22 protein-coding genes are annotated in these 20,636 nt (G+C 61.9%); 18 read left to right on the plus strand and 4 right to left on the minus strand.

Going from position 1 to position 20,636, the window contains the following annotated elements; translation table 11 throughout:
* Positions 1-58 precede the first annotated feature (58 nt).
* From OP10G_RS12840 to OP10G_RS12860, 5 genes are read left to right on the plus strand one after another with little or no spacing between them, the layout of a single operon-like run.
* A complete protein-coding gene (locus OP10G_RS12840) occupies positions 59-613 on the plus strand; it encodes an RNA polymerase sigma factor (RefSeq protein ID WP_025225480.1) in 555 nt (184 codons plus the stop codon).
* Positions 573-1,760, plus strand: a complete 1,188-nt coding sequence (locus OP10G_RS12845) for a hypothetical protein (protein WP_144241139.1) — start codon at positions 573-575, stop codon at positions 1,758-1,760. Before OP10G_RS12840 ends, OP10G_RS12845 begins: the two co-directional genes overlap by 41 nt.
* A gap of 26 nt (positions 1,761-1,786) precedes the next feature.
* Positions 1,787-2,641: a deoxyribonuclease IV gene (locus OP10G_RS12850; protein WP_025225478.1), complete on the plus strand. Its 855-nt coding sequence runs from the start codon at positions 1,787-1,789 to the stop codon at positions 2,639-2,641.
* A 59-nt stretch (positions 2,642-2,700) separates the two neighbouring features.
* Positions 2,701-4,596 (plus strand): formylglycine-generating enzyme family protein, encoded by a 1,896-nt coding sequence (locus OP10G_RS12855; RefSeq protein WP_025225477.1) that lies wholly within the window; start codon positions 2,701-2,703, stop codon positions 4,594-4,596.
* Positions 4,597-4,641: 45 nt separating this feature from the next.
* On the plus strand, positions 4,642-5,529 hold the full coding sequence (locus OP10G_RS12860) for a VOC family protein (protein WP_025225476.1): 888 nt from the start codon (positions 4,642-4,644) through the stop codon (positions 5,527-5,529).
* Here OP10G_RS12860 and OP10G_RS24620 read toward each other — a convergent pair.
* On the minus strand, positions 5,523-5,894 hold the full coding sequence (locus OP10G_RS24620) for a PCC domain-containing protein (RefSeq protein ID WP_025225475.1): 372 nt from the start codon (positions 5,892-5,894) through the stop codon (positions 5,523-5,525). The genes OP10G_RS12860 and OP10G_RS24620 overlap by 7 nt on opposite strands.
* A 139-nt stretch (positions 5,895-6,033) precedes the next feature.
* Here OP10G_RS24620 and OP10G_RS12870 point away from each other — a divergent pair, with 139 nt between their 5' ends.
* Entirely contained in the window at positions 6,034-6,327 is a 294-nt protein-coding gene (locus tag OP10G_RS12870) for a type II toxin-antitoxin system Phd/YefM family antitoxin (RefSeq protein ID WP_084179210.1), read from the plus strand.
* Positions 6,317-6,631, plus strand: coding sequence for a type II toxin-antitoxin system RelE/ParE family toxin (locus OP10G_RS27900; RefSeq protein ID WP_025225473.1), 315 nt, complete (start codon positions 6,317-6,319; stop codon positions 6,629-6,631). Before OP10G_RS12870 ends, OP10G_RS27900 begins: the two co-directional genes overlap by 11 nt.
* 7 nt (positions 6,632-6,638) lie before the next feature.
* Here OP10G_RS27900 and OP10G_RS12880 read toward each other — a convergent pair whose 3' ends face one another.
* Both OP10G_RS12880 and OP10G_RS26865 read right to left on the minus strand, forming a co-directional pair.
* Entirely contained in the window at positions 6,639-7,769 is a 1,131-nt protein-coding gene (locus OP10G_RS12880) for a threonine synthase (RefSeq protein WP_025225472.1), read from the minus strand.
* Between the two features lie 5 nt (positions 7,770-7,774).
* Positions 7,775-7,918, minus strand: coding sequence for a hypothetical protein (locus tag OP10G_RS26865; protein WP_158409222.1), 144 nt, complete (start codon positions 7,916-7,918; stop codon positions 7,775-7,777).
* 122 nt (positions 7,919-8,040) lie between these two features.
* Between OP10G_RS26865 and OP10G_RS12885 the strand changes: the two genes are divergently transcribed.
* Complete coding sequence (locus OP10G_RS12885; protein ID WP_158409223.1) at positions 8,041-9,456, plus strand: adenylate/guanylate cyclase domain-containing protein; 1,416 nt, start codon at positions 8,041-8,043, stop codon at positions 9,454-9,456.
* Between the two features lie 114 nt (positions 9,457-9,570).
* A complete protein-coding gene (locus OP10G_RS24625; protein WP_052547740.1) occupies positions 9,571-10,683 on the plus strand; it encodes a tetratricopeptide repeat protein in 1,113 nt (370 codons plus the stop codon).
* Between the two features lie 241 nt (positions 10,684-10,924).
* Here OP10G_RS24625 and OP10G_RS12890 read toward each other — a convergent pair whose 3' ends face one another.
* A complete protein-coding gene (locus tag OP10G_RS12890) occupies positions 10,925-12,013 on the minus strand; it encodes an esterase (protein ID WP_025225471.1) in 1,089 nt (362 codons plus the stop codon).
* Positions 12,014-12,392: 379 nt separating this feature from the next.
* Here OP10G_RS12890 and OP10G_RS12895 point away from each other — a divergent pair, with 379 nt between their 5' ends.
* The 9 genes from OP10G_RS12895 to OP10G_RS12935 are packed head-to-tail and all read left to right on the plus strand — an operon-like array spanning position 12,393 to position 20,635.
* Positions 12,393-13,964: a GspE/PulE family protein gene (locus OP10G_RS12895; protein ID WP_025225470.1), complete on the plus strand. Its 1,572-nt coding sequence runs from the start codon at positions 12,393-12,395 to the stop codon at positions 13,962-13,964.
* A 2-nt stretch (positions 13,965-13,966) separates the two neighbouring features.
* A complete protein-coding gene (locus OP10G_RS12900; protein ID WP_025225469.1) occupies positions 13,967-15,190 on the plus strand; it encodes a type II secretion system F family protein in 1,224 nt (407 codons plus the stop codon).
* Positions 15,187-15,822 (plus strand): pilus assembly FimT family protein, encoded by a 636-nt coding sequence (locus OP10G_RS12905; RefSeq protein ID WP_025225468.1) that lies wholly within the window; start codon positions 15,187-15,189, stop codon positions 15,820-15,822. The genes OP10G_RS12900 and OP10G_RS12905 overlap by 4 nt, the downstream gene beginning before the upstream one ends.
* A complete protein-coding gene (locus tag OP10G_RS12910; RefSeq protein WP_025225467.1) occupies positions 15,806-16,189 on the plus strand; it encodes a type II secretion system protein in 384 nt (127 codons plus the stop codon). The genes OP10G_RS12905 and OP10G_RS12910 overlap by 17 nt, the downstream gene beginning before the upstream one ends.
* Positions 16,186-16,884, plus strand: coding sequence for a type II secretion system protein GspJ (locus OP10G_RS26325; protein WP_144241363.1), 699 nt, complete (start codon positions 16,186-16,188; stop codon positions 16,882-16,884). The genes OP10G_RS12910 and OP10G_RS26325 overlap by 4 nt, the downstream gene beginning before the upstream one ends.
* On the plus strand, positions 16,881-18,116 hold the full coding sequence (locus tag OP10G_RS12920) for a type II secretion system minor pseudopilin (protein WP_144241140.1): 1,236 nt from the start codon (positions 16,881-16,883) through the stop codon (positions 18,114-18,116). The genes OP10G_RS26325 and OP10G_RS12920 overlap by 4 nt, the downstream gene beginning before the upstream one ends.
* Positions 18,113-19,405 (plus strand): PilN domain-containing protein, encoded by a 1,293-nt coding sequence (locus OP10G_RS12925; RefSeq protein ID WP_144241141.1) that lies wholly within the window; start codon positions 18,113-18,115, stop codon positions 19,403-19,405. The genes OP10G_RS12920 and OP10G_RS12925 overlap by 4 nt, the downstream gene beginning before the upstream one ends.
* Positions 19,402-19,926, plus strand: a complete 525-nt coding sequence (locus tag OP10G_RS12930; protein ID WP_025225463.1) for a hypothetical protein — start codon at positions 19,402-19,404, stop codon at positions 19,924-19,926. The genes OP10G_RS12925 and OP10G_RS12930 overlap by 4 nt, the downstream gene beginning before the upstream one ends.
* On the plus strand, positions 19,919-20,635 hold the full coding sequence (locus tag OP10G_RS12935) for a hypothetical protein (RefSeq protein ID WP_025225462.1): 717 nt from the start codon (positions 19,919-19,921) through the stop codon (positions 20,633-20,635). Before OP10G_RS12930 ends, OP10G_RS12935 begins: the two co-directional genes overlap by 8 nt.
* The last annotated feature ends 1 nt before the right edge of the window (position 20,636 follow it).

The following is a 20,636-nucleotide window of genomic DNA, read 5'->3' on the forward strand; positions in this document are numbered from 1 at the left end:
GAAGACCCACCGTGAACCGATCGACTTCCGTTTGGCTCTGGAACGGCGTGGAAGTGGGATGTTGATCGAACGACTCCTGGCGAAGCGGCTTCAAGCCGGCGATGCCGGCGCGTGGGATCGGGTGGTGCGGCAGGAATACCCCCGCATTCTCCGGTTCCTGCGCCACCTGAGCGGGTCCGCGGCGGATGCCGAAGATCTCGCCCAGGGCACCTTCGTGAAAGCCCGGGAAGCCGCTCTCAAGTTCCGGCACGAGTGCTCGCTCCGGACGTGGCTGCACAAAATCGCCTACCGGGAGTTCACGCACTGGCTGCGCGACCGGCGCGAGACGCCCGAGCTCTTGCCCGAACGAGCCGCGCCGGAAGGTCGGTCCGACGACGCCGTGGTCTTGGCCGCCGCCATCGCCGAGCTGCCGCCCGACGTTCGCGACGCGTTCTTGCTCCGAGAGGTGCAGGAGCTCACCGTTCGTGAAGCCGCCGCCGTCCTGGGAGTCCCGGAAGGAACGGTCAAGTCCCGCAACCACACGGCTCGGGAGCGCCTTCGGGCAATGCTCGCCGGAACCTGGGAGGTTGTAGATGGAAACGAAAGCATTGGAGGTCAACGTGAACCGATTTGAGCGAGCGCTAGGCGAGCTGCGGAAGGAATCGCCGGTATCCGGCATCGAGCGGTGCCTACACGGCCAACCGGCCAACCCGCGCATTGCCTGGTGGCTTGCCGCCGGAGCCGCTTCCGGCGTCGCGGTCGTCGCCCTCGTGGCGATGCCGACCCCTGCCCACGCCGGCTTGTTGAGCCAAGTTCGAGACGCGATGGGAAGGGTGCGCCACGTGCACCTCCGCTCCTACATGGTCGGCCTTCCCGAAGCCAAGTACCCGGAGATGGAGGCATGGGTCTCCGGCAAACACTTCCGGTACGACTCGCTCGATGTCCACGACGGAAAGCCGGTGTTCCAATCCGTCTTTGACGGCAAGCGTCACACGACCTATATCGTCACCGAAAAACTTGCAACCGTCCGGAGCAAGCCTCCCATCGGCGCATGGTCCTCTATGACGCTGCCCGAGCTGGCCAAGCAACTTGGCAAAGCTCAAACCGTGAAGATCGAAGAGGTCACGGAGGAAGGCCGGCCGATGCTGCGGCTAACAAGCGACGGTCACTGGATGACCGGAGGCAAAACTTACGCGTCGCGTACCGTCTACCTCGCTGATCCCATCGACAAGCTCCCGCGACAGATGCTGAACTTCGACCCCGGCCACAGCGAAGACGGCCGCCCTCCCCACTGGCAACTTAGAAACAAGGTCGAGCTCGACTATCCGAGCGCCGTCCCCGAAGACCGGTTTAAAGTCGATCTACCTGCCGACGTCGACGTCATCGATAAAGACCGAGAGATGGCTGGGTACCGGTCTCGCTGGGCAAAGGGAATCCAGATAAGAAACGGCCTCACGCTACGCGATGTGATCTTGGATCGGGTCGGCCTGCTCCACGTGATTTGGACGGGCGGCCCGGCCCTCCAGCCATCCACGCACCTGTGGATTCTCGACGCCGCCGGGCACCGATTCTCCGGCTATCCGTACCCACCCCATCCGGAGATCGCCAAGACGAAGTTCCAAGGTTCACCCGCCCGAATCATCACCGCGGTCGCGAGCTCTCGGAGCCTTGTGTTTCCAATCAAGATTGTGGTTCCGGGTGCCACGTTCCGAGTCTCGTCGGCGCATCGAACCGATGAATCTCGAGAAATCCCCGCGTTGATGGGAGCCGTCCCCCGTTGAGGCCTGCGCCGGGTAGCCTCGCGGGCATGCCTGCTCAGCTACTCGGCGCCCATATGCCCGCCACCGGCGGCGTCCATAACGCCATCGTCACTGGACACGCCATTGGGTGCACCGCCGTGCAGGTGTTCACCTCGAGTCCGCAAATGTGGAAGTCGAAGCCGGTGACCGACGAAATGGTCGCGGCATTCAAAAACGCCCAGCGGGAAACCGGAATCACCGAGGTCGTGAGCCACGACAGCTACCTCATCAACCTTTGCGCGCCCGACGACGCGAAGCGCAAGCAGAGCATGGAGGGAATGAAAGGTGAGATCGAGCGGTGCGCCCTCTATGGCATCGACCGCGTCGTCTCCCACATGGGCGCTCACATGGGGCAGGGGGAGGAGTGCGGCCTTCAAGGGATCGCCGAGTCCATCAAACAGGTGTTGGACGAGACCCCCGACTCGGTCACCGTCCTCATGGAGACCACCGCCGGCCAAGGCTCCTCGCTGATGGCTCGATTCGAACACCACGCCTGGATCCTCGAGGCGCTGAAGGGTCATCCACGCCTTGGCGTCTGCCTCGACACCTGCCACATCTTCGCCGCCGGCTACGACATCCGAACCCCGGAGACCTTCACCGCCACCTTCGCCGAATTCGACCGCCTGATCGGTTTCGACCGTCTGAAGACGGTCCACTGCAACGACAGCAAGAAGGGCCTCGGCACCCGCGTCGACCGCCACGCCCACCTCGGCGAAGGCGAAATTGGCGACGAAACGTTCCGCCTTCTGGTCAACGACGAGCGTTTCACCAACATCCCCATCCTCCTAGAAACCGCCCACGAAGACGACGGACACGTCAAGGATCTGCAAAAACTGAAAGCCTTCGCCGGCTTAACCATCTAATCGCCCGAAGCTTCCCCACCACTTTGCGTCTTAGCGCCTTTGCGTGCCCCTAATCCCAGATGATGCCGCCCGAAATGCCCGAGGTGATGGTCCCCCCACGCGGAGTCGCGGAACGCGAGGCTTGGCGAAAGGAAATTGCCGCTTGGCGCGACGAAACGCGAAAGGCGCTCAACTACGACGGCGCGCCATACCGCCGGCCCGAGTTCCAATGGGCGGCCCGGTGCTACGCCTGCAACAAGGTCATGCTCTGGGACGAGACCTTCCTCGATCCAAAGAGCGGCCGCTACCTAGTTGAGGATTACCTGCGAGAAGGTGAACGCGCCTTTGGCGGCTACGACGCCGTCGTCCTATGGCACGCCTATCCCCGAATCGGATTCGACGACCGGAACCAGTTCGACTTCTATCGGGAGATGCCCGGCGGCCTCGCCGGGTTGAGGGAAGTCGTTCGCCGTTTCCACCGCCGAGGCGTGCGCGTGTTCGTCGACTACAACCCCTGGGACACCGGCACCCGGCGCGAGCCGGTGACCGACGCGGAAGCGCTCTCCGGAATCGTGCGCGAGATCGAAGCCGATGGCGTATTCCTCGACACGCTCAACGAAGGCGGTATGGCCCTGCGCGCCGCGATGGATCGCGCCCGCCCCGGAGTCGCCATGGAGTCCGAGTTGGCGCTTCCGGTGGAGGGCCTTCCTCTCAACCACCTCTCCTGGGCGCAATGGTTCGACCCAGGCGACCCGCCCGGCGTGCTCCGCAACCGATGGATCGAGCCACGCCACATGATGCACCTGGTCCGCCGTTGGGACACCGACCACACAAACGAGTTGCATCTCGCCTGGATGAATGGAGCCGGAATGCTGGTTTGGGAGAACGTCTTCGGCTCCTGGAACCCATGGAGCCTTCGCAACCGGGCGATGTTGAGGGCGATCCTTTCTGTCCAAAGGCATTTCCACCCGCACTTCTCCCAAGGCGACTGGATCCCGCTCATCGAGACCGGATCCCCCGAGGTCCACGCCAGTGAGTGGCGACACGGCGCATCCCGCTTGTGGACAATCGTGAATCGAGGGAATGGCGAGGCCAAGGGTGACCACTTCGACGCCCGATTGAGAACCGGCGAGAGGCTCTTCGATCTTCTCACCGGTCGAGAGGTCCACCATCCGGATGATCCTTTGCCGGCGACCGGAATCGCATCGTACTTGGCCGTTCCGGCGCACGAAGTAACGGAAGAGCTACGCACCTTCTTGGCGGCGCAGTCTCACGTCGAAGGCTTCGGCGTCGATACCGCAAGTCGGACGCGCCATCCCCAGCCGACGATCGTCGCGTTTCACTCCGATTCGCCCGGTACTGGGCTCGTGGTCGAAGCCGGGGAGTACCCCGTCGTCACCCGCTATCGAGCCCGTGAGTGCGGCGAGCGGGGCTACGCCCACTACGAAAACCTCGCCTACCCGCCGATCCACCAAGAAAGCATAGAGACCCGCCGCGTGCGCCTCTCGCGCTTCGCACTCGATCCCAAAGAAGTCACGAACTCGGAGTACGCCGCCTTTTTGCGGGAGAGCGGCTACAAACCGGCCCATCCCCAAAGCTTCCTCAAGCACTGGGTCGCCGGACAACCGGTAGCCGGCCAGGAACGGGACCCAGTCGTGTTCGTCGACCTTGACGACGCCCGCGCCTATGCGAAATGGGCGGGGAAGCGGTTACCAACCGATGCCGAATGGCAGGTGGCAATGGAGCGTCATCGGGTCGATCGAGGAGCGAAGCCGGTCTGGAATTGGACCGAGAGCGAGTACTCCGACGGCCGCACCCGCTTCTGTCTTCTTAAGGGCGGGTCGTGGTACCAGGCGCCGGGTTCGCAGTGGTATGCCGATGGCGGCGTTCGGCCGCCCGACTTCGCCGCGAAGTTCATTCGCATGAATCCCGGTCTGGATCGCTGTGCCACAGTCGGCTTCCGTTGCGCTAAGTAGCATCACATCCACGTCATGCTGGGGTGACCCCGTAAAGCCGGCCGTGTGAACGTGGCATCCTATGGCGAGATGGCGAGTCCGGCTTTCTCGATCGACGCCAAAACCCAGCTTGGCGAAGTGGCCCTCGTCGTGGGCGATCTGCAACGCTCCATCGCGTTCTATACCGACGTGATCGGTCTGGTCACGTGCGGCAAGTCGGTGGGAGATGCGATTTTGGGGACTCCCGAGGGGCGGGTGCTCGTGCGCCTTCGCGAAGTTCCCGGAGCTTTGCCGAGGATCGCTCGCACAACGGGTCTGTACCACTTTGCGATTCTCGTACCAAGCCGCGTCGATCTTGCCCACCGACTAAAGCGGATCGCCGAGACCCGCACCCGCCTTCAGGGGGCCGCCGATCACCGGGTGAGCGAGGCGCTGTACCTGGAGGATCCCGATGGAAACGGGGTCGAGCTTTACTACGACCGTCCGCGCGGTAACTGGATCTGGCTGGAAGGGCGTGTCCAAATGGACACCAGGCCGCTCGACTTTCGAAAGCTGCTGGACGAGTTGGAGCGCGAGCCGCCTCAATACGAGGTACCCATCGGCACCCGCATCGGGCACATCCACCTGCACGTCTCGAACCTGAAGGAGGCCATTCGGTTCTATACGGAAACCGTCGGCTTTCGGCTCGTGGCTGCGGTACCGGGAGCGGCGTTCGTCTCGGCCGGCGGCTACCATCACCACATCGGGCTCAATACCTGGGGCGGCAGCACGCCGCCCGCGCCGGAGTCGGCTGGCCTCGATTATTTTGAGCTCGTTCTGCCTGAGGTGAGGGCGTTGAATTTCCTCGTCCAGTCCGCCCGGTTCCGGCGGGCTCGCTTCGACGACGACTGGGACGGCCTCCTCATGCGCGACCCGTTCGGAAACCGTATCGTTCTAAAAAGCCTCGATCAGTGATCGATTGAAATCGACACGAGAAGCTTGGAGCGAACAATGCCGCTTCGCAAGTGCCCTGCCCGGCAGTTTCCTCCCGGAGCTGTGAAGACCCCATGGATTGCGACATGAGTGATGCCTGAGCGTTGGGAAATGTATCCGGCGAGGGTCACGATCGCCACCGGCCCTTCTAGCTGGGTATCGACAAACTGTTTCTGTTCGAAGCTATACCACCCGACCACGCATTCGCTGAACGCCCCTTGGGCGGTAAGCCTCGCTTCGGAGATGCGATGTCGAACGGCGTGCTCCCGTACCGCGGAAAGGAGTTCCTTCCCCGCGAAGAGCACCAGTCCGGTTCGATCCCCCGGTCCGCTCCGTTCGATTTCCATCCAAAGGTTTGTCGGGAGATCGCTACCATTTCATTCCGGCCAACGACGCGTCCGGAGTGAAACTAAGCAATTTCGCCAAGTACAAGTACACGAAAGAGCCCTTCAGGATAATCGAGTAGCATAAATACATGCTTCCTGGATGGAGCACTTCATGGCTAACCTTACCAACTCCCATTCGCTTACCGAGTTCCAGCAAAACGCCAAAGGGTTTATCGATGGCCTGAATGAGAGCAAGGAGCCAATGCTCCTGACCGTGAATGGCAAGGTCCAAGCCGTTCTTGTCGACCCGATCACGTATCAAGCATTGGAAGAACGGCTAGAGCGAGAGCGGTTCATGATCGCCATTTTAGAGGGCGAGAAAGACATCCAGGAAGGGCGCACCAAACCCGCCGACGCTGTTTTCGCTGAGCTAAAGGCCAAATATGGCCTATAGGGTTGAGGCTACTTTCCAAGCGGCACGGGATATCGAAGAAGCGATTGCTTATATCGGAGAGGATTCCGTCTCGGCCGCAAGAAAATGGCACTCCGAGCTTCAAGAGCTCATTCAATCTTTGGAGGAAATGCCGGCCCGCTTTCCGATCATTGCGGAAGCTGACATTCTGAAGCGCCCGTACCGATCTGCTCACCACTACTCACATCGTGTGATTTTTAGGATCGACGAAGGGGAGAAAAAGGTCTATGTCGTTCGCCTCTACCATGGGGCTCGAAAGCCTCTCGTACCAAGGGATTTTAGGTAAGTCGGCCTCAGGCACTAAGTGCTTCGAGGTACTTGACGCCGGAGCCGGTGTTGAAGAGAACGACGACGTCGTCCTCTTTTAACCAGCCTTGCGACTGCAGGCGCCGGGCGGCGGCCAAAGTGGCGCCCCCCTCGGGAGCGGCGAAGATTCCCGTGGTCCGGGCGATCTCGCGGGCCGCCGCGATCATCTCCTCGTCGGTCACCGTCAGCGCGGTGCCGTGAGTCGCTCGGATGAAGTCCAGCATGATGAAATCGCCAACGGCGCGGGGAACCCGAAGCCCGGAAGCGGCGGTGTGCGCGTTCGGGAAGAGATCGGCGAAACGCTCTCCCTTCTCGAATGCGGTCACGATCGGCGCGCAGCCGACGGCCTGAACTGCGACCATACGCGGGCGCTCCGGTCCGATCCAGTCCATCCGCTCCATCTCGTCGAACGCCTTTTCCATCCCGACGAGACCGGTTCCTCCGCCGGTGGGGTAGATCACGACGTCCGGTAGACGCCAATCCATCTGCTCGGCAAGCTCGTACCCCATCGTCTTCTTCCCTTCGGCGCGGTACGGTTCCTTGAGGGTGCTCATGTCGAACCACCCTTCGGCGTCCTTCAGCTTCCCGATCTCGGCGGCGCAGTCGTTGATCAGGCCGTCGATGAGGCGGACGTCCGCTCCATGCGTCATCGCCTCGACGATGCAGGCGCGAGGGGTGTCGGCCGGCATGAAAACGTGCGCCTCCAACCCAGCCTTGGCCGCATATGCAGCGAGCGCTCCGCCCGCGTTGCCGGCACTTGGTACCGCCAGCTTCGTTGCTCCCAGGTGCTTCGCCATCGAAACGGCGGCACTCATTCCGCGGGCCTTAAAGCTGGCGGTCGGATTCACTCCTTCGTCTTTGACATACCACCGCGACCCAAGGCGGGGAGCGTGATGAAGAGGCGTGAATCCCTCGCCCAACGAGATTGGATCGCACGACGGGAGCGCCTCCCGATAGCGCCACATCGTCGGCTCGCGATCCCTCAGCGCCTCTTTGAGCATGGACCCTGGTCCGAGGTCCAAGTCGACCCGGAGCGGCCGACCGTCTTCGGGGCAGACGGTCTGTAGCCGATCACTCGGATATTGATTGCCGCACAGGGTGCAGGTAAGGACGGCCAAAGCGGTTAGGGATGGGCCGGGTCGGTCGGAGTCGACGGCTTCGGATCGTCCTGCATGAGTGTGCCGTCCTCGTCGTCTTCGGTCGTTTGCGGAACGTCGGTCGGATCGGTCAGTGAGATAAGGGCTTCGTCTTCGTAATGCTCGCTCATTTGTTGTTCACTTAGGCGCTTCGCCTAGGGCCACATGCTAGCACAGCGACCCGCTATCGGCACCCTGTCCGCTGGGTCGCACGTCCTGTCTGCGACTTTTCCGAAACCGGTACAACATGTCCATGAGCGCGTCTGGCGAGCGGAGAGAGCATTCCAGCCACGCGCGGCTCGTTGGGATATTCCTCTTCACCGACATCGAGGGAAGCACCCGCCTGTGGGAAGCCGACGCCGAGCGTATGCAGGGGGCGCTGGCCGAGCACGACGCGATCATCAAGGCCGCGGTTGCGGCGAACCACGGCGAAGTGTTCAAAACGATCGGGGACGCGTTTTGTTGTTTTTTCGTGGACGGGGGAGACGCTATCTCGGCCGCGGTCGAAATCCAATTGGGATTGGCGAGCCGCAATTGGAGTCCCCTCCCAGATTTGCGCACCCGGGTTTCCATCTACTCGGGCGCTGCCGCCACGCGTGAGAACGACTTTTTCGGGCCTGCGCTCAATCGAGCCGCCCGGGTGCTGGCAGCGGCCCACGGTGGACAGATCCTCGTCTCGCAAAGCGTAATGGATGGAGTCGTCGCGCTGCCTCGCGGCATAACCTTGCGCGATTTAGGCCAGCATCGCCTGCGCGATGTTCAGCAGCCCGAATACCTCTACCAGGTCCTCCACGCGGAGCTTCAGCCGGAATTTCCGCCGCTCCGAACGCTAACCACGACCCCAGACCATCTTCCAAAGCCGGTCAGCTCGTTTGTCGGGCGCGAACGCGAGGTTGGCCAGATCGCCTCGATGCTGAGGCAGACACGCCTTCTCACCCTGACCGGCGCCGGAGGCACCGGAAAGACCCGTCTGGCCTTGGAGGTTGCCCGTCGCCGCCGGGCGGATTACGGCGATGGAGCTTGGTTCGTCGACTTATCTCCTCTCCTCGATGGCGGATTGATCGCCCAGGCGGCGGCCACCGCCCTCGGAGTGGCGTGGGAAGCTGGCCAAGACATCTCCGACACGCTGAAGAGCTACTTGCAAAGCCGCGTGGTGCTCCTGGTTCTCGACAACTGCGAGCATTTAGTCGACGCCGTTGCTCGTTTCGTAAGCGAGACCCTTAGCGGATCGGCCGGACTTACGATCTTGGCGACGAGCCGCCAAGCGTTGGGATTGCCGGGGGAGAGCACTTTCCGCGTCCCGTCCATGGAGCTACCCGCGAAGGAAAACCGATCGCTGACGAAGCTCCGCGATTCCGACCCGATTCGGCTCTTCGTCGATCGAGCCGCCCTCGCCCAGGCCGGTTTCGCCCTTACCCAGGAAAACTCCGAGACCCTCTCAAGGATATGCGAGGAGCTCGAGGGGATCCCGTTGGCGATCGAGCTCGCGGCGGCAAGGGTTCGCAGCATGCCGTTGGAGAAGATCGCCGAGCGGTTGGATCAGCGATTCCGGCTGCTCTCCCAAAGCGTTCGAGGAGTCATTCCCCGACACCAGACGCTCCGGGCGATGATCGACTGGAGCTACGACCTACTAAGCGAACCGGAACGGCTCCTTCTCCAACGGATCTAGGTCTTTTCCGGCGGCTTCACTCTGGACGCCGCCGAGGCCGTCTGCTCGGACCGCGAGCTGGACGCCTTCGACGTTCTCGAGCTCGCGGCGGCGCTCGTAGAAAAATCGCTCCTCATGTATTACGAGCCGACCGGCCGGTATCGCCTGCAGGAGACGGTTCGAGCCTATGCCAAGGAATTGCTGGCGGAGAGCGGAGACGAGGCGAGGGTTCGGGGGCGGCACCTGAATTATCTTGCCGAGTTCGCCGAGCGAGGCGAGCCGAACCTGTTAGGAGCGTCCGCCAAAAGCTGGTTGGAGGCGCTGGATGCCGAGCGGGAGAACTTTCGAACCGCGATCGAATGGTCCATCCATGCGGGAGACCCGGCGGTTGGGATGCGGTTGGCAGTCGCTCTGGCGCGGTTTTTCCAGGGCCGGGGTTACATCGTCGAGGGCCGGGCGGTGTTCGAGCGCTTGCTAGCCCGATCCGATTCGCTGGACGAGCTGTCGCGAGCGAAGGGTCTTCGCGCGGCTTCCGTGTTGGCGCGGAGCCAAGGCGACTCGGAGTCGGCAGTCGAACTGGGGCGGCAATCGCTCCACCTGTTCGAGACCGCCGGAGACCTTGATGGCGCGGCCGCGGCAATGCAGGCCCTGGGGCTCGCGAGCTGGAATCTCGGGCGCATCGCCGAATCGCAGGAATACACGATCCGAAGCCTGGAATTGCGCCGACGCCAAGGCAATCTCCCTCTTGTCGCCCTTTGCCTAAACAACCTGGGAGGGGCAACGTTTCATCAGGGAAACTATCCCGCCGCGCTCGCTTACTATTCGGAGGCGTTGGAGATCAACCGGAGGCTCGGAAACCGACCATCCATCGCCTACAACCTCGGCAATATCGCGGAGCTGGCGCTCGCTCAGGGCGATCCGGGCGAGGCGCTTGCGCTCGGAGCGGAATCGTTCGGGATGCTGGGCGAACTAGGCGATCGGCCGGCTTTGGTCCAGCTCCTCGGAACGCTGGCGATCGCATTGGACCGGCTTGGCCGGGGCGAGTCCGCCGCGCGTCTATTCGGCGCGCAGACCGAGTTGGGCGAGGAGTTCAAGGTGGCGATTCCCGAGATCGAACGGGATGCGGCCGCGCGGGCGATCGGGGAGTGTCGCGCAAGCATCGGCGAAAGCTCGTTCGAGAAGGCGTTTGCGGAAGGGAGAAAGCTCCACTTATCGGAGATCGAAGAGGTCCTGAAGGGGCGCCCTTAAGATTCCGCCGCGGGACGTTTCATCGGGGGAAAGTACTTTTGACGGATTGACGGGAACACCGGTGAGCTGAGCCACGAGCTCGCGAAGCGCTTGTGACTCCCGTCGTACTCGCTCAGATTCGATGAGGACGCGCTCCAGTGCCTGTCGCTCTTCTACTTTCACACCGCAATTCTACAGTACGTATCTCTATTGCGGAAGTGTTTCTCCGGTAGTTGTTTCGGGTGACCTGTGTGCGGTGGGCTCAGAAGAGTTTGGAGGCGAAGGCGGCCAGGTTTCGACGCCAGACCATCCAGGCGTGTCGGCCAGGCGTTTCGACGTAATCGACCTTGGCGCCCTTCCGTTTCAGCCATGCCGCGATGGCTCGATTGGGGGTGATCAGGCCGTCTTCGGTGCCGCAGGAGACCCACAGCTCCTTCAGCCGCCGGTTCGCCTCCTCGCCGCTGAAGTTGGGGAACGCCTGGTCCGGCCCGTCCACCAGGCCGCCGGCGCTGAAAGCGCCGATATACGAGAACTTGTCCAAGTTGTTCAGACCGACGTAGAGCGTCTCCGCGCCCCCCATCGAAAGCCCCGCGATCGCCCGGTGACGGGGATCCGCCGCCACGCGGTACTCCTTTTCCACCTGCGGAATCACCTCGATCAGCAGTCCGGTTCGAAAGCTGTCGTAGTTATTGCGAACCCGGCGGCCGTCGGAGAATCCGCCGCCCGAAGTCGCGAAATTAGGCACGCCATAACCGAGCGGCATCACCACGAGCATCGGCTTTGCCTTCCGCTGGGCGATCAGGTTATCGAGGATGAGGTGCGCCTTGCCGACCTCCGACCAAGCGATCGCGGTATCGCTGTAACCGTGGAGCAGGTACAGAACCGGATATTTCGTCCGGTCGGTTGCTTTGTAACCGGGCGGGGTGTAGACGTAGAAATCGCGCTGGTCGCCGATGACGTGCGATGCGTAGAAGTGGTGGTGAACGGTCCCATGCGGCACGCCGGTCACCTCCCAGAGCTCGGCCGGGCTGCCGGGTACCAAGACCGCGTTGCTTTGCCAGATCAGGTTTGGTTTGGTGACCGGGTTCTGCGGATCGAGCCGGGTCTCGCCGTCCGCGCTAAAGCTGTACCCGTAGATGTCCGGGGCGAGCGGGCGGGTCGTGCAGCTCCAGATCCCGGCGCTGTCCTTGGTCATCGGAATGGCGTTCGAGCCTTCGAGGCTGAGCTCGACCTTGGTCGCGCCCGGATCCCGGAGGCGGAACGTCACCGTTCGGTCGGCGTGAACCTCGGGCGACGGCGGAGTCCTCTGAGCTCCCAAAAGCAGCGGCAAAGCGAGCAGGGCAAGCGACATGAACGAAGTTTACGCCCAATCGTGGCATGGGCTTCCAGCCCATTTACACGACCATCCTGGTCGTGTAAATGGGCCATGTCCTGGAAGGACATGGGACCCACTGGCTAGAAGCCAGTGCCACCGGGGAGCCCCGCAAGATTGCGGTCCTCATCACAACGTAAAAAGACGTTAACAAACGGGAACCCAAGGGCAACCTACAATCGTAGTCAGACAAATCGCAAATCCGATGAAACGCCGGGGCACTGTCCGTCGTTTGCGGAGTAGCCGGGAACGAATAAACGCGTCCTCGGTGTTTTTAGTGACGCTTCGCTCGGAATAAAGCAATAAAAGAGCGAACGAAGGGGTTGTTCGGGGGCGTCGTCGTTGATGTTGTTGGCCTATGAACTTTGAACTGGAATCGCCTGTCTCGGTCATTACGGCCACCCGTTCCTCCGGCTCGCTCCGGTTCGTGGATTTGGAGACCGTCAAACCGCTTTCTGAGGCGCTTTCCCTTGCTCCACCCGACTTTGCCCTCAAGAACAAAGTACTTCCACTCTATTTGGAAGGAGATGTTCTGGTGGTGGCAATCCCATCCGAGGCCAGCCTGGGCGCGGTGGACGACCTGGGTGTTCTCATCGAGCGCCCGATCCGTGCGGTACTTGCCGACCCGCTCCTTATCAACAATCTGATTGAGGAGCGGTTCATCGAGGGGATGCTCGCGGGGCTTCCGCAGCAAGACGAAGGGACCTACACCGAGATCGACGAGAACGCCGATCTCAACGACCTCCAGCAGATGGCCGCCGAATCGGCAGTCGTCCAGATGGTCAACCTGATCTTTTCACAAGCGATCCGCGATAACGCGAGCGACATCCACATCGAGCCGTACGAGCGGGAGCTAAGGGTGCGGTGCCGGATGGACGGCATCATGCACGAGGTAATCCGGCCGCCGAAGCGGATGCACGCGGCGCTGATCTCCCGCCTTAAGATCCTGGCCGAGCTGAACATCGCCGAGCGGCGGCTTCCGCAGGATGGCCGCATCAAGCTCCAGATCTCCGGCCGCGCGGTGGATGTTCGAATCTCGATCGTCCCCACGATCTACGGCGAGCGCGCCGTCATGCGCATCCTCGATAAAGGAAGCTCGATCGTCGGTCTCGAAGAGATCGGGATGGCGCCCGACATTCTCACACGGTTTCGCCGCCTGATCCGGCAGCCACACGGGATGGTCTTGGTAACCGGCCCGACCGGTTCCGGAAAGTCGACCACCCTCTACGGCGGATTGACGGAGCTGACCTCGCCGACCACAAACATTCTCACGATCGAAGACCCGGTCGAATATCAGATCTTCGGTGTTGGGCAGATCCAGGTCCGGCCGGCCATCGGGTTAACGTTCGCCAATGGGCTTCGCAGCATCGTTCGGCAAGACCCCGACATCATCATGGTCGGCGAAATCCGCGACCACGAGACGGCCGAGATCGCCATCCACGCGGCGCTTACCGGCCACATGGTCTTCTCCACCCTCCATACGAACGACTCCGCGGGCGCCATCACCCGGCTGCTGGACATGGGGGTCGAGCCGTTCCTTGCGGCGAGCTCCATCATCGCTGTCGTCGCCCAGCGGCTCGTTCGACGGAACTGTCCAAACTGCTCGAAACCCGCAGCCGAGGACGAGGTGTCGGCGACGATCGGGATTTCGACCCAAGACCTTAAAGGGCGTCACCTGATCCGCGGAACCGGATGCGAAAAATGCGCCGGAACCGGGTTTAAGGGTCGAGTCGGCCTCTACGAGCTGCTCGTGATCGATGAGGCGATCAAGAAGATGATCACCGATCATGCTCCCGCGAGCACCATCAAAAACTATGCGACCGAGCATCTCCATATGCGGACCCTCGTCGAGGATGGCCGCCGGACGGTACTCAATGGACTCACGACCGCCGAGGAAGTGCTTCGGGTTTGCCAGCGAGAGGAACTGTAGGCTTGACCACGTATAACTACGTCGCCTACGAAGAGTCGGGGCGTCGAACCAAGGGAGTCGTTGAAGCCTTGGATGTCGACGCCGCGGTCGCAACTCTCGCCGCCAAAGGGGTGCACATCCTCGACATCAAGGAGAGCAACGCCTCGGTCGTCGTGACGACGCCGGGGAAATCGCCAAGCGTGGGCGCCCGTCCCGTCAGCCGGGCCGACTTGGCGTTGTTCACCCGCCGGCTAGCCGACCTTGCCTCCGCCGGCTTCCCACTCGATCGGGCGTTGGGAGTCGCCGGCGAGCATTCGGACAACGCCACTCTAGGCGTGGTTACCCAGGAAGCGGTGCGCGACGTCCACGCCGGACTTCCGATTTCCGAGGCGCTGGCGAAGCATCCCAAGCTCTTTCCGCCGGTCTTCACCATGACGCTTCGCGCAGGAGAGGCGAGCGGCCAGTTTCCGGCAGTCGCGAGACGATTGGCCGACTTCCAACAGATCGAAATCCGGCGTCGGAGTCAGCTCACGGCGGCGCTGGTCTATCCCGCGATTCTTTCGGTTACGGCGATCATGGTCGTCTCGATCATGATGCTCTTCGTTGTCCCCCGCCTCTCCGGTGTCTTCAAGGGGTTAGGCGACGATCTTCCGATGTCGACAAGGCTGCTGTTGAGCTCCAGCGGCTTCATCATGGATCACTGGATCGGAATTCTCGTTTCCATCGGTGGCGCCATCGCCTTGTACAAGGCCTGGGTGGCGACCGAGCCAGGCGCGTTGGTGCGCGACAGATGGCTGCTGCACATGCCGATCGCCGGGAAGGTGATCTCTAAGGCGGTCGTCTCGCGTTACGCCCGCGTCTTGGGAACGCTCGTTTTTGGCGGCGTTCCGATCCTGGAATCGCTGCGAATCGCGGGAGCGGCCGCGGGCAACCGGGTGTTCGAAAAGAGCAGCCAGAAGGTTCAAGAGGATGTCCGGGAAGGACGCCGGCTTGCCGAGTCGATGAAGGAGACCGGGGCGTTCAGCTCGATCATGGTCCAGATGGTCTCGGTGGGGGAAGAGATCGGCGATCTCCCAAGCATGCTCAACCGCGTCTCCGAGACGCTGGACTTCGAGGTCGACAACGGAATGACGAAGCTGATGACGTTCGTCGAACCGATCATCGTCCTCGTGATGGGCACGTTCGTCGGATTCGTCGTCCTCTCCATCCTCATCCCGGTTTACCAAGCCCAGGAGCTAGTCAAATGATCCGTGGCACTGGCATCTTGCCAGTGGGTCCCAAGGGCTTCCAGCCCTTGGCGGAATTCCACGAGCAGGATGGTCGTGATACGCACGGGCTGGAAGCCCGTGCCACGAGAAGAAATAGCGGATTCACCTACACCGAGATGGTGGTGGTTATCGCCGTCATGGTGTTGATCGCCTCGATTCTTTTGCCCCGCGCGGATGGGATGCGGAAGGGGCGAGAGCTACGGACATTTAAGAACGAGCTGCGAAACCTCGCCGCGCTCGCCCGGACCCGCGCAATCGAGTCGGGCGACGTCGTCGCGCTTTCTTACGACAAGACCGAGAAATCGGTCTACGCGATGCAGGAGAACAAGGAAGGGCGGGAGCAGAAAGTCGGAACGGTAAAGATTCCCGACGGCGTCACCGCTACCCAGTTCGCCTCCGATCAAACCGAGTCGGTGGATGACGGCTGGCGGGTGCCGATTTTCCCCGACGGAACCTCTACCGGCGGCGGCATCGAATTCGACGAAACCGACGGGATCAGCTTCAACCTCGCCGTTTTCCGGCCGACCGCGCGTTCTATCGTGACCAACGGTCAGCTTCCCGATCTCTCGCTCGACCATTGGACGGCAGGAGGCTATGAGCCGCGGACGTAAAGCCGGCTTTACCCTCGTCGAGGCGCTCGTCTCGGTGGTGATCCTGAGTATCGGCATCGTCGTTGCTCTAGGCACCTTGGGGGCGATCGGCCGTGCCCAGAACCGGGCGTTGGAGACCGAGGAGATGCAGCGCCTCGCTCTCCGCAAGTACGATGAGATCGTCGCGCTGAAACTGTTGCCCTCCGGTCAAACGCAGGGCGACTTTCTCGAAATCCACGAGGAGCGATACGTCTGGCGGGCCGACCGCACTCCGACCGGAACCGGCGCCCTCGACACGCTTCGCGTCGAAGTCGCTCCCAAAGGAGCGGGCTTTCACAATTCGACCCAGGTTCAGGGACTCATCTGCCGCCCTAAGGAGAAGTCTTGAGAGAGCGCGGCCTATCCCTCTTGGAACTTCTGATCGCGGTCGTGATCGTCACCGTGGCAACCGGAGCGGTGACCCGGGCGTTCATCCTCGGCATCGGGTACGAGCAGCGATTCGTCAGCGCGACGGAAGCCCGTAGCGAGGAGATTTTCGTGGAGGACACGCTCCGCCGGCTCCTTTCCGGCGCCCAGCTCTTGGGCAAGGAGAGCTACCTTATCGCGCCGGTTCCGCTCGCCGGCTCCGGCGCTCAGCAGCGTGCGGCCGGAAGCTCGATCGCGGGGGCCGACAGCATCGTTTTTACCACGGACGCCCGTGAGCTGCCGTACCGGTACGTGCAGGATAGAGGGAACGATTGGGAGACCTTGAACCAACGGTTCGGCCCCCAGGGTGGTCTTGAGGAGGTCGCAGTGTCTACCTTCCCGGTCGGCGATGCCGGGCTAAAGCAGGGACTCTTCATCCGCGAACAATGTCCACCCGATTCGGAGCCGTCGCGTGGCGGCGACGAGCGGATTCTGAACGAGCGGATTCGAGACGTTCGGTTCGAGTTTTACGACGGAAATCAGTGGGCTTCGTCGTGGGACTCTCGCAATGGCGACAAGGACAAGCTGCCGGCCGCCATCCGGGTGAGCTACGTCCTGCTGAACGACAAGACGCCGCACAGCTTCTTGGTTCGATTGCCAATGGGAGGCGGGTCTTGAGACGCCGAGAGCGGGGAAGCGTTTTCGTGCTGTCGCTGCTCGTCCTCACTGCGCTCGTCGCGATCGTAGCGGGACTGGCCTCGACTAACCGCTCTGCCGTGCGCGCCGAGACCAACCGGATGGAGGAGCGGCGAGCCAGGCTGATGCTCGAATCGGGAATCCAGCGGGCGATCGCCGAGCTGCAGCAACAGGATTTGACCCGAACCACCGCCCACGATCCTTGGAACTCGCTGGGAGACGCCGGCGCAACCGAATTTACCGTCGGACAAGACGGCTTCCGCATCCAGCTTTTGGATGCCTCCGCGAACGCGGAGCTGAACGGGCTTACGGAAGCGCAGCTTCGCCATCTCCCCCTTACCCAGGCACAAATCGATTGCTTCTTGGACTGGAAAGAGTCGGCGAAAACCCCGCGCGCTCAGGGGGCCAAGGACGAGTACTACAACCGTCTGTCCAAGCCCTACAATGCGAAGCTCGAACCATTCGACAATGTGGATGAACTCCTGATGGTCAAGGGATTCACTTATGGAACGGTGTACACCCTCGACCGCCGGGAAACCTCCGTTCCGCTTGCCGCCGCTTCCGTTCAGATGCCGATCTTGGCCGACATCGTGACGGTCGGATCGGTGTCGGCCGACAAAAACATTAACGGCAAGCCGAAGCTCGACATTGGCAAAGCTACCGCCGACGACCTGGCACAGCTCGGCATCACGAAAGATATCGCCGACACCGTGATGAGAAACAAGTCGAACTATAAGAAGGTAAGCGACCTGCTGAAGATCTCTCGCCTTCCTAGCACGGCGGCGAGGATCTTTGCCGATAACGTGACGGTCGGGCAGGAAACGCAGCAGACCGGGCGAATCAATATCAACACAGCCACCCAGGCGGTGTTGTCGACGATCGATGGGATCGAGCCGGATGTCGCCGCCGCGATCGTGGGCCGGCAAAGCAGCGGCTTTCGCACGCTGGGGGAATTGCTGGACGTTCCCGGGATCGATGTGCCGAAGCTGGCCAAGTTTATCGATTACCTCTGCGTCTCCTCGAGGACGTTTACGGCCCGGATCGTCGGCATGGCCGGCCGGTCGAGGGTGGCCGCGGAAGTACAGCTCGTGATCGACGATGACGGCGGGGTTAAGGTCACTCGGTGGCGGCCGCAAGATTTTTGGACGATTAGAGACCGTTGGGGTTGGGAGAAGAACTCGACGCGGCAGGTTGTGTTGGGGGCGACATCATGAAGAGGTCTGGAAGTCATTTGCCTCCGTTGCTGATCGAATGGTCTGCGTCGAACGTCCGGGTCTTCGATCCGGTGACGCGCGAATCGACCTTTGGTGGAAGCATTACGGAGGCGTTAACATCGTCGCAAGGCGGCCGGGACGTGGTCGTCGCGGTCGGCCAGCGTAGCACGTTCATCCGCACGGTTCCGATCCCGGGCGCCTCTCGTGAAGAGATCGCGAAGATGGTGGCGTTCAAGCTGGGGCCGCTGCTGCCGATGAGCTCGAACGAGTACGTCTCCGGGTTCCGGCTGGGGCGCGGCTCAAACGGCTCCGGCAGGGTTGCCGTGGTGGGGGCGATGAAGACGGTATCGCTACGCCGGATTCATCAAGAAGCGTCGGCGAACAAGCTGACGATCCGCGCGGTGGTGCCGCTCGCGTTCGGCTCGTGGATGGCGGCGCGCTCGCGGTCGCTCACCGACTGTGCGGTGGTAGAGACCCGCCAAGAGTCGATGCACATCGACGTCGTGGCGAATGGCGAGCTTTGCTACAGCCGCACGGTCCCGATCTCCAACCCAGGCGGTGACGCGGAGGACGAGATCGCCAAAACCTTTGCCATCGCTCAGGTCCCCCCGTCGCCCGTCCTTTCGATGGCGAGTCCCGGAATTGCCGCCGACTACCTCGACTCGAAAGAGTCGATCGAACACCTCTCGGATCCCCACGCGATCGAGAAGCTCCTCTTCACCCTGGAACTGCCCGAGAAGGCGATCGCCCTCAAAGCGCGCGGGGAAGTGTGGATCATGTGGCGCGCCCTGCTGACTGCGCTCGTGGCGGTCGGACTTGGGGCAAGTGCCTACATGAAGACGAGCGCGGCGAAGGGGAAGATCGACAGCGCGAATGAAAGCCACGCGGGCCTCCTCAACACCGCGACAAAGACACAGAGCGCTGCGATCAAGCGAAGGGAAATTTCGGCGGAAGCGAAAGCGATTAGCGACCTCGCCTTTCACCCCGCCCAAAACTTCGGCGACGTGATCTCCGTGGTGGGAGGCATAGCGTCGCCCAAGTCATGGTTTACCGGCCTGACCTTGGAACGGGGGAAACAACTTCAGATCAACGGGCAGGCGCTGGATAGCAAATCGGTGGCCAAGTACAACGACGACTTGGCGAAGAATCCCCGGTTCCGAAATATGAAGGTTATTTACGCGAACAAAGGGTTGATCGGCAAGAAGCCGGTCGTGCAATTCGCGATTGCGGGCCACGTGGTCGGAAACCTCCCGATCGATCAGCTATTGAAGCGGGCAGGTAAGAAATGAACGACGTCGACATCAAGCCGGCCACCGGTTGGAACATCCTCTTCGGCGTCTCCTTGCTGGCGATCGCCCTGTCGATTTGGTTTGGTTACATGCGGCCTCCCGAGCCGGGAGCCGAGTTGGCCTGGAAGCGTAGCCTCACCAAGATGACGCTGGCGAGCCGTAAGGCTAACGACGAGGCGGACGCCAACTTCGCGCCGGTTAAGGAAAAGATGTGGAGTCAGACGATCGACACGCTTGGCTCTACGGTGCTGGACCAATTGACGCGAATGTCCGAGGAGGAGAAGCTTCAGCTTTCCGGATTCCACACCGAAAAGGCGATCGACGTCGCCGGCCTTAAGGAAGCTCCTTTCGTTCTAACCGTCGAGGGGACGTTTCCCCAGGTGATCGCTTTCATGAAGAAGCTCGAGGGACCGCAGTCGAAACTGGCAGTGAATCTGTTGCAGATCTCCGCGTCGGATACCGCGCCGGGCAATGTCACCGCGACGCTTGGCTTGGTCGGATTTGTAAAGGGGGATGCCTAAGATGGCGGTGGTTAGCAAACCGATTCTAATCGGCGGATTGATCCTCATCGGCGCGGCTGTGGTGTTCGTTTCGAACGGGCAAGATGCCCCCAAAACGGTCAAAAAGCCGCCCAAGAGCCACTCGAAGTCGCTCTCGAAATTGGAAAGCGAGTTCACGGAGGAGGACTACACGACCCGGTTCGGGAAACCGAATCAGAAGCTGCGTAACCTGTTCAGCCCGCTCGTGGTAGCGGAGGCGCCGAAGACGGCGGTGGTGCTGCCCACCGGTCCGGTCGAGCCGCCCAAGGACGTCGATAAGATCCCCGCGGAGCTGGCCGACAACGATGGGAATTGGGTCTACACCGGGTTCGCGCAAGTGAACGGCAAAGACTTGGCGCTCATCGAGAACAGCACCACCCACCAAGGGGGCTTCGTGAAGCAGGGCGAGATCTGGAAGAAGACGAAAATAATCGCGATCTCCACCGGCAGCATCGTTCTTCTCGATAAAGATGGCAAGCCGAAGGTGATCCTTCGCTACGACCCGAATCGTCCGCAGCCGGCGCAGACCCCGGGCGGCGCACCCAACTCCGGCTCCGTTCAACCTGTCAACCCGCTCCAGGGCCCGATTGGCGGTCCTTCCGGATTCCGCGGCGGCCCTTCGGGACCCCCGCCAGGCATGCAGATTCGCCCGATGCCCGGCAATATGGGCACCATGATTATCCAAGACTAAA

It is taken from the genome of Fimbriimonas ginsengisoli Gsoil 348, from assembly GCF_000724625.1.
Classification (GTDB): Bacteria; Armatimonadota; Fimbriimonadia; order Fimbriimonadales; family Fimbriimonadaceae; genus Fimbriimonas; species Fimbriimonas ginsengisoli.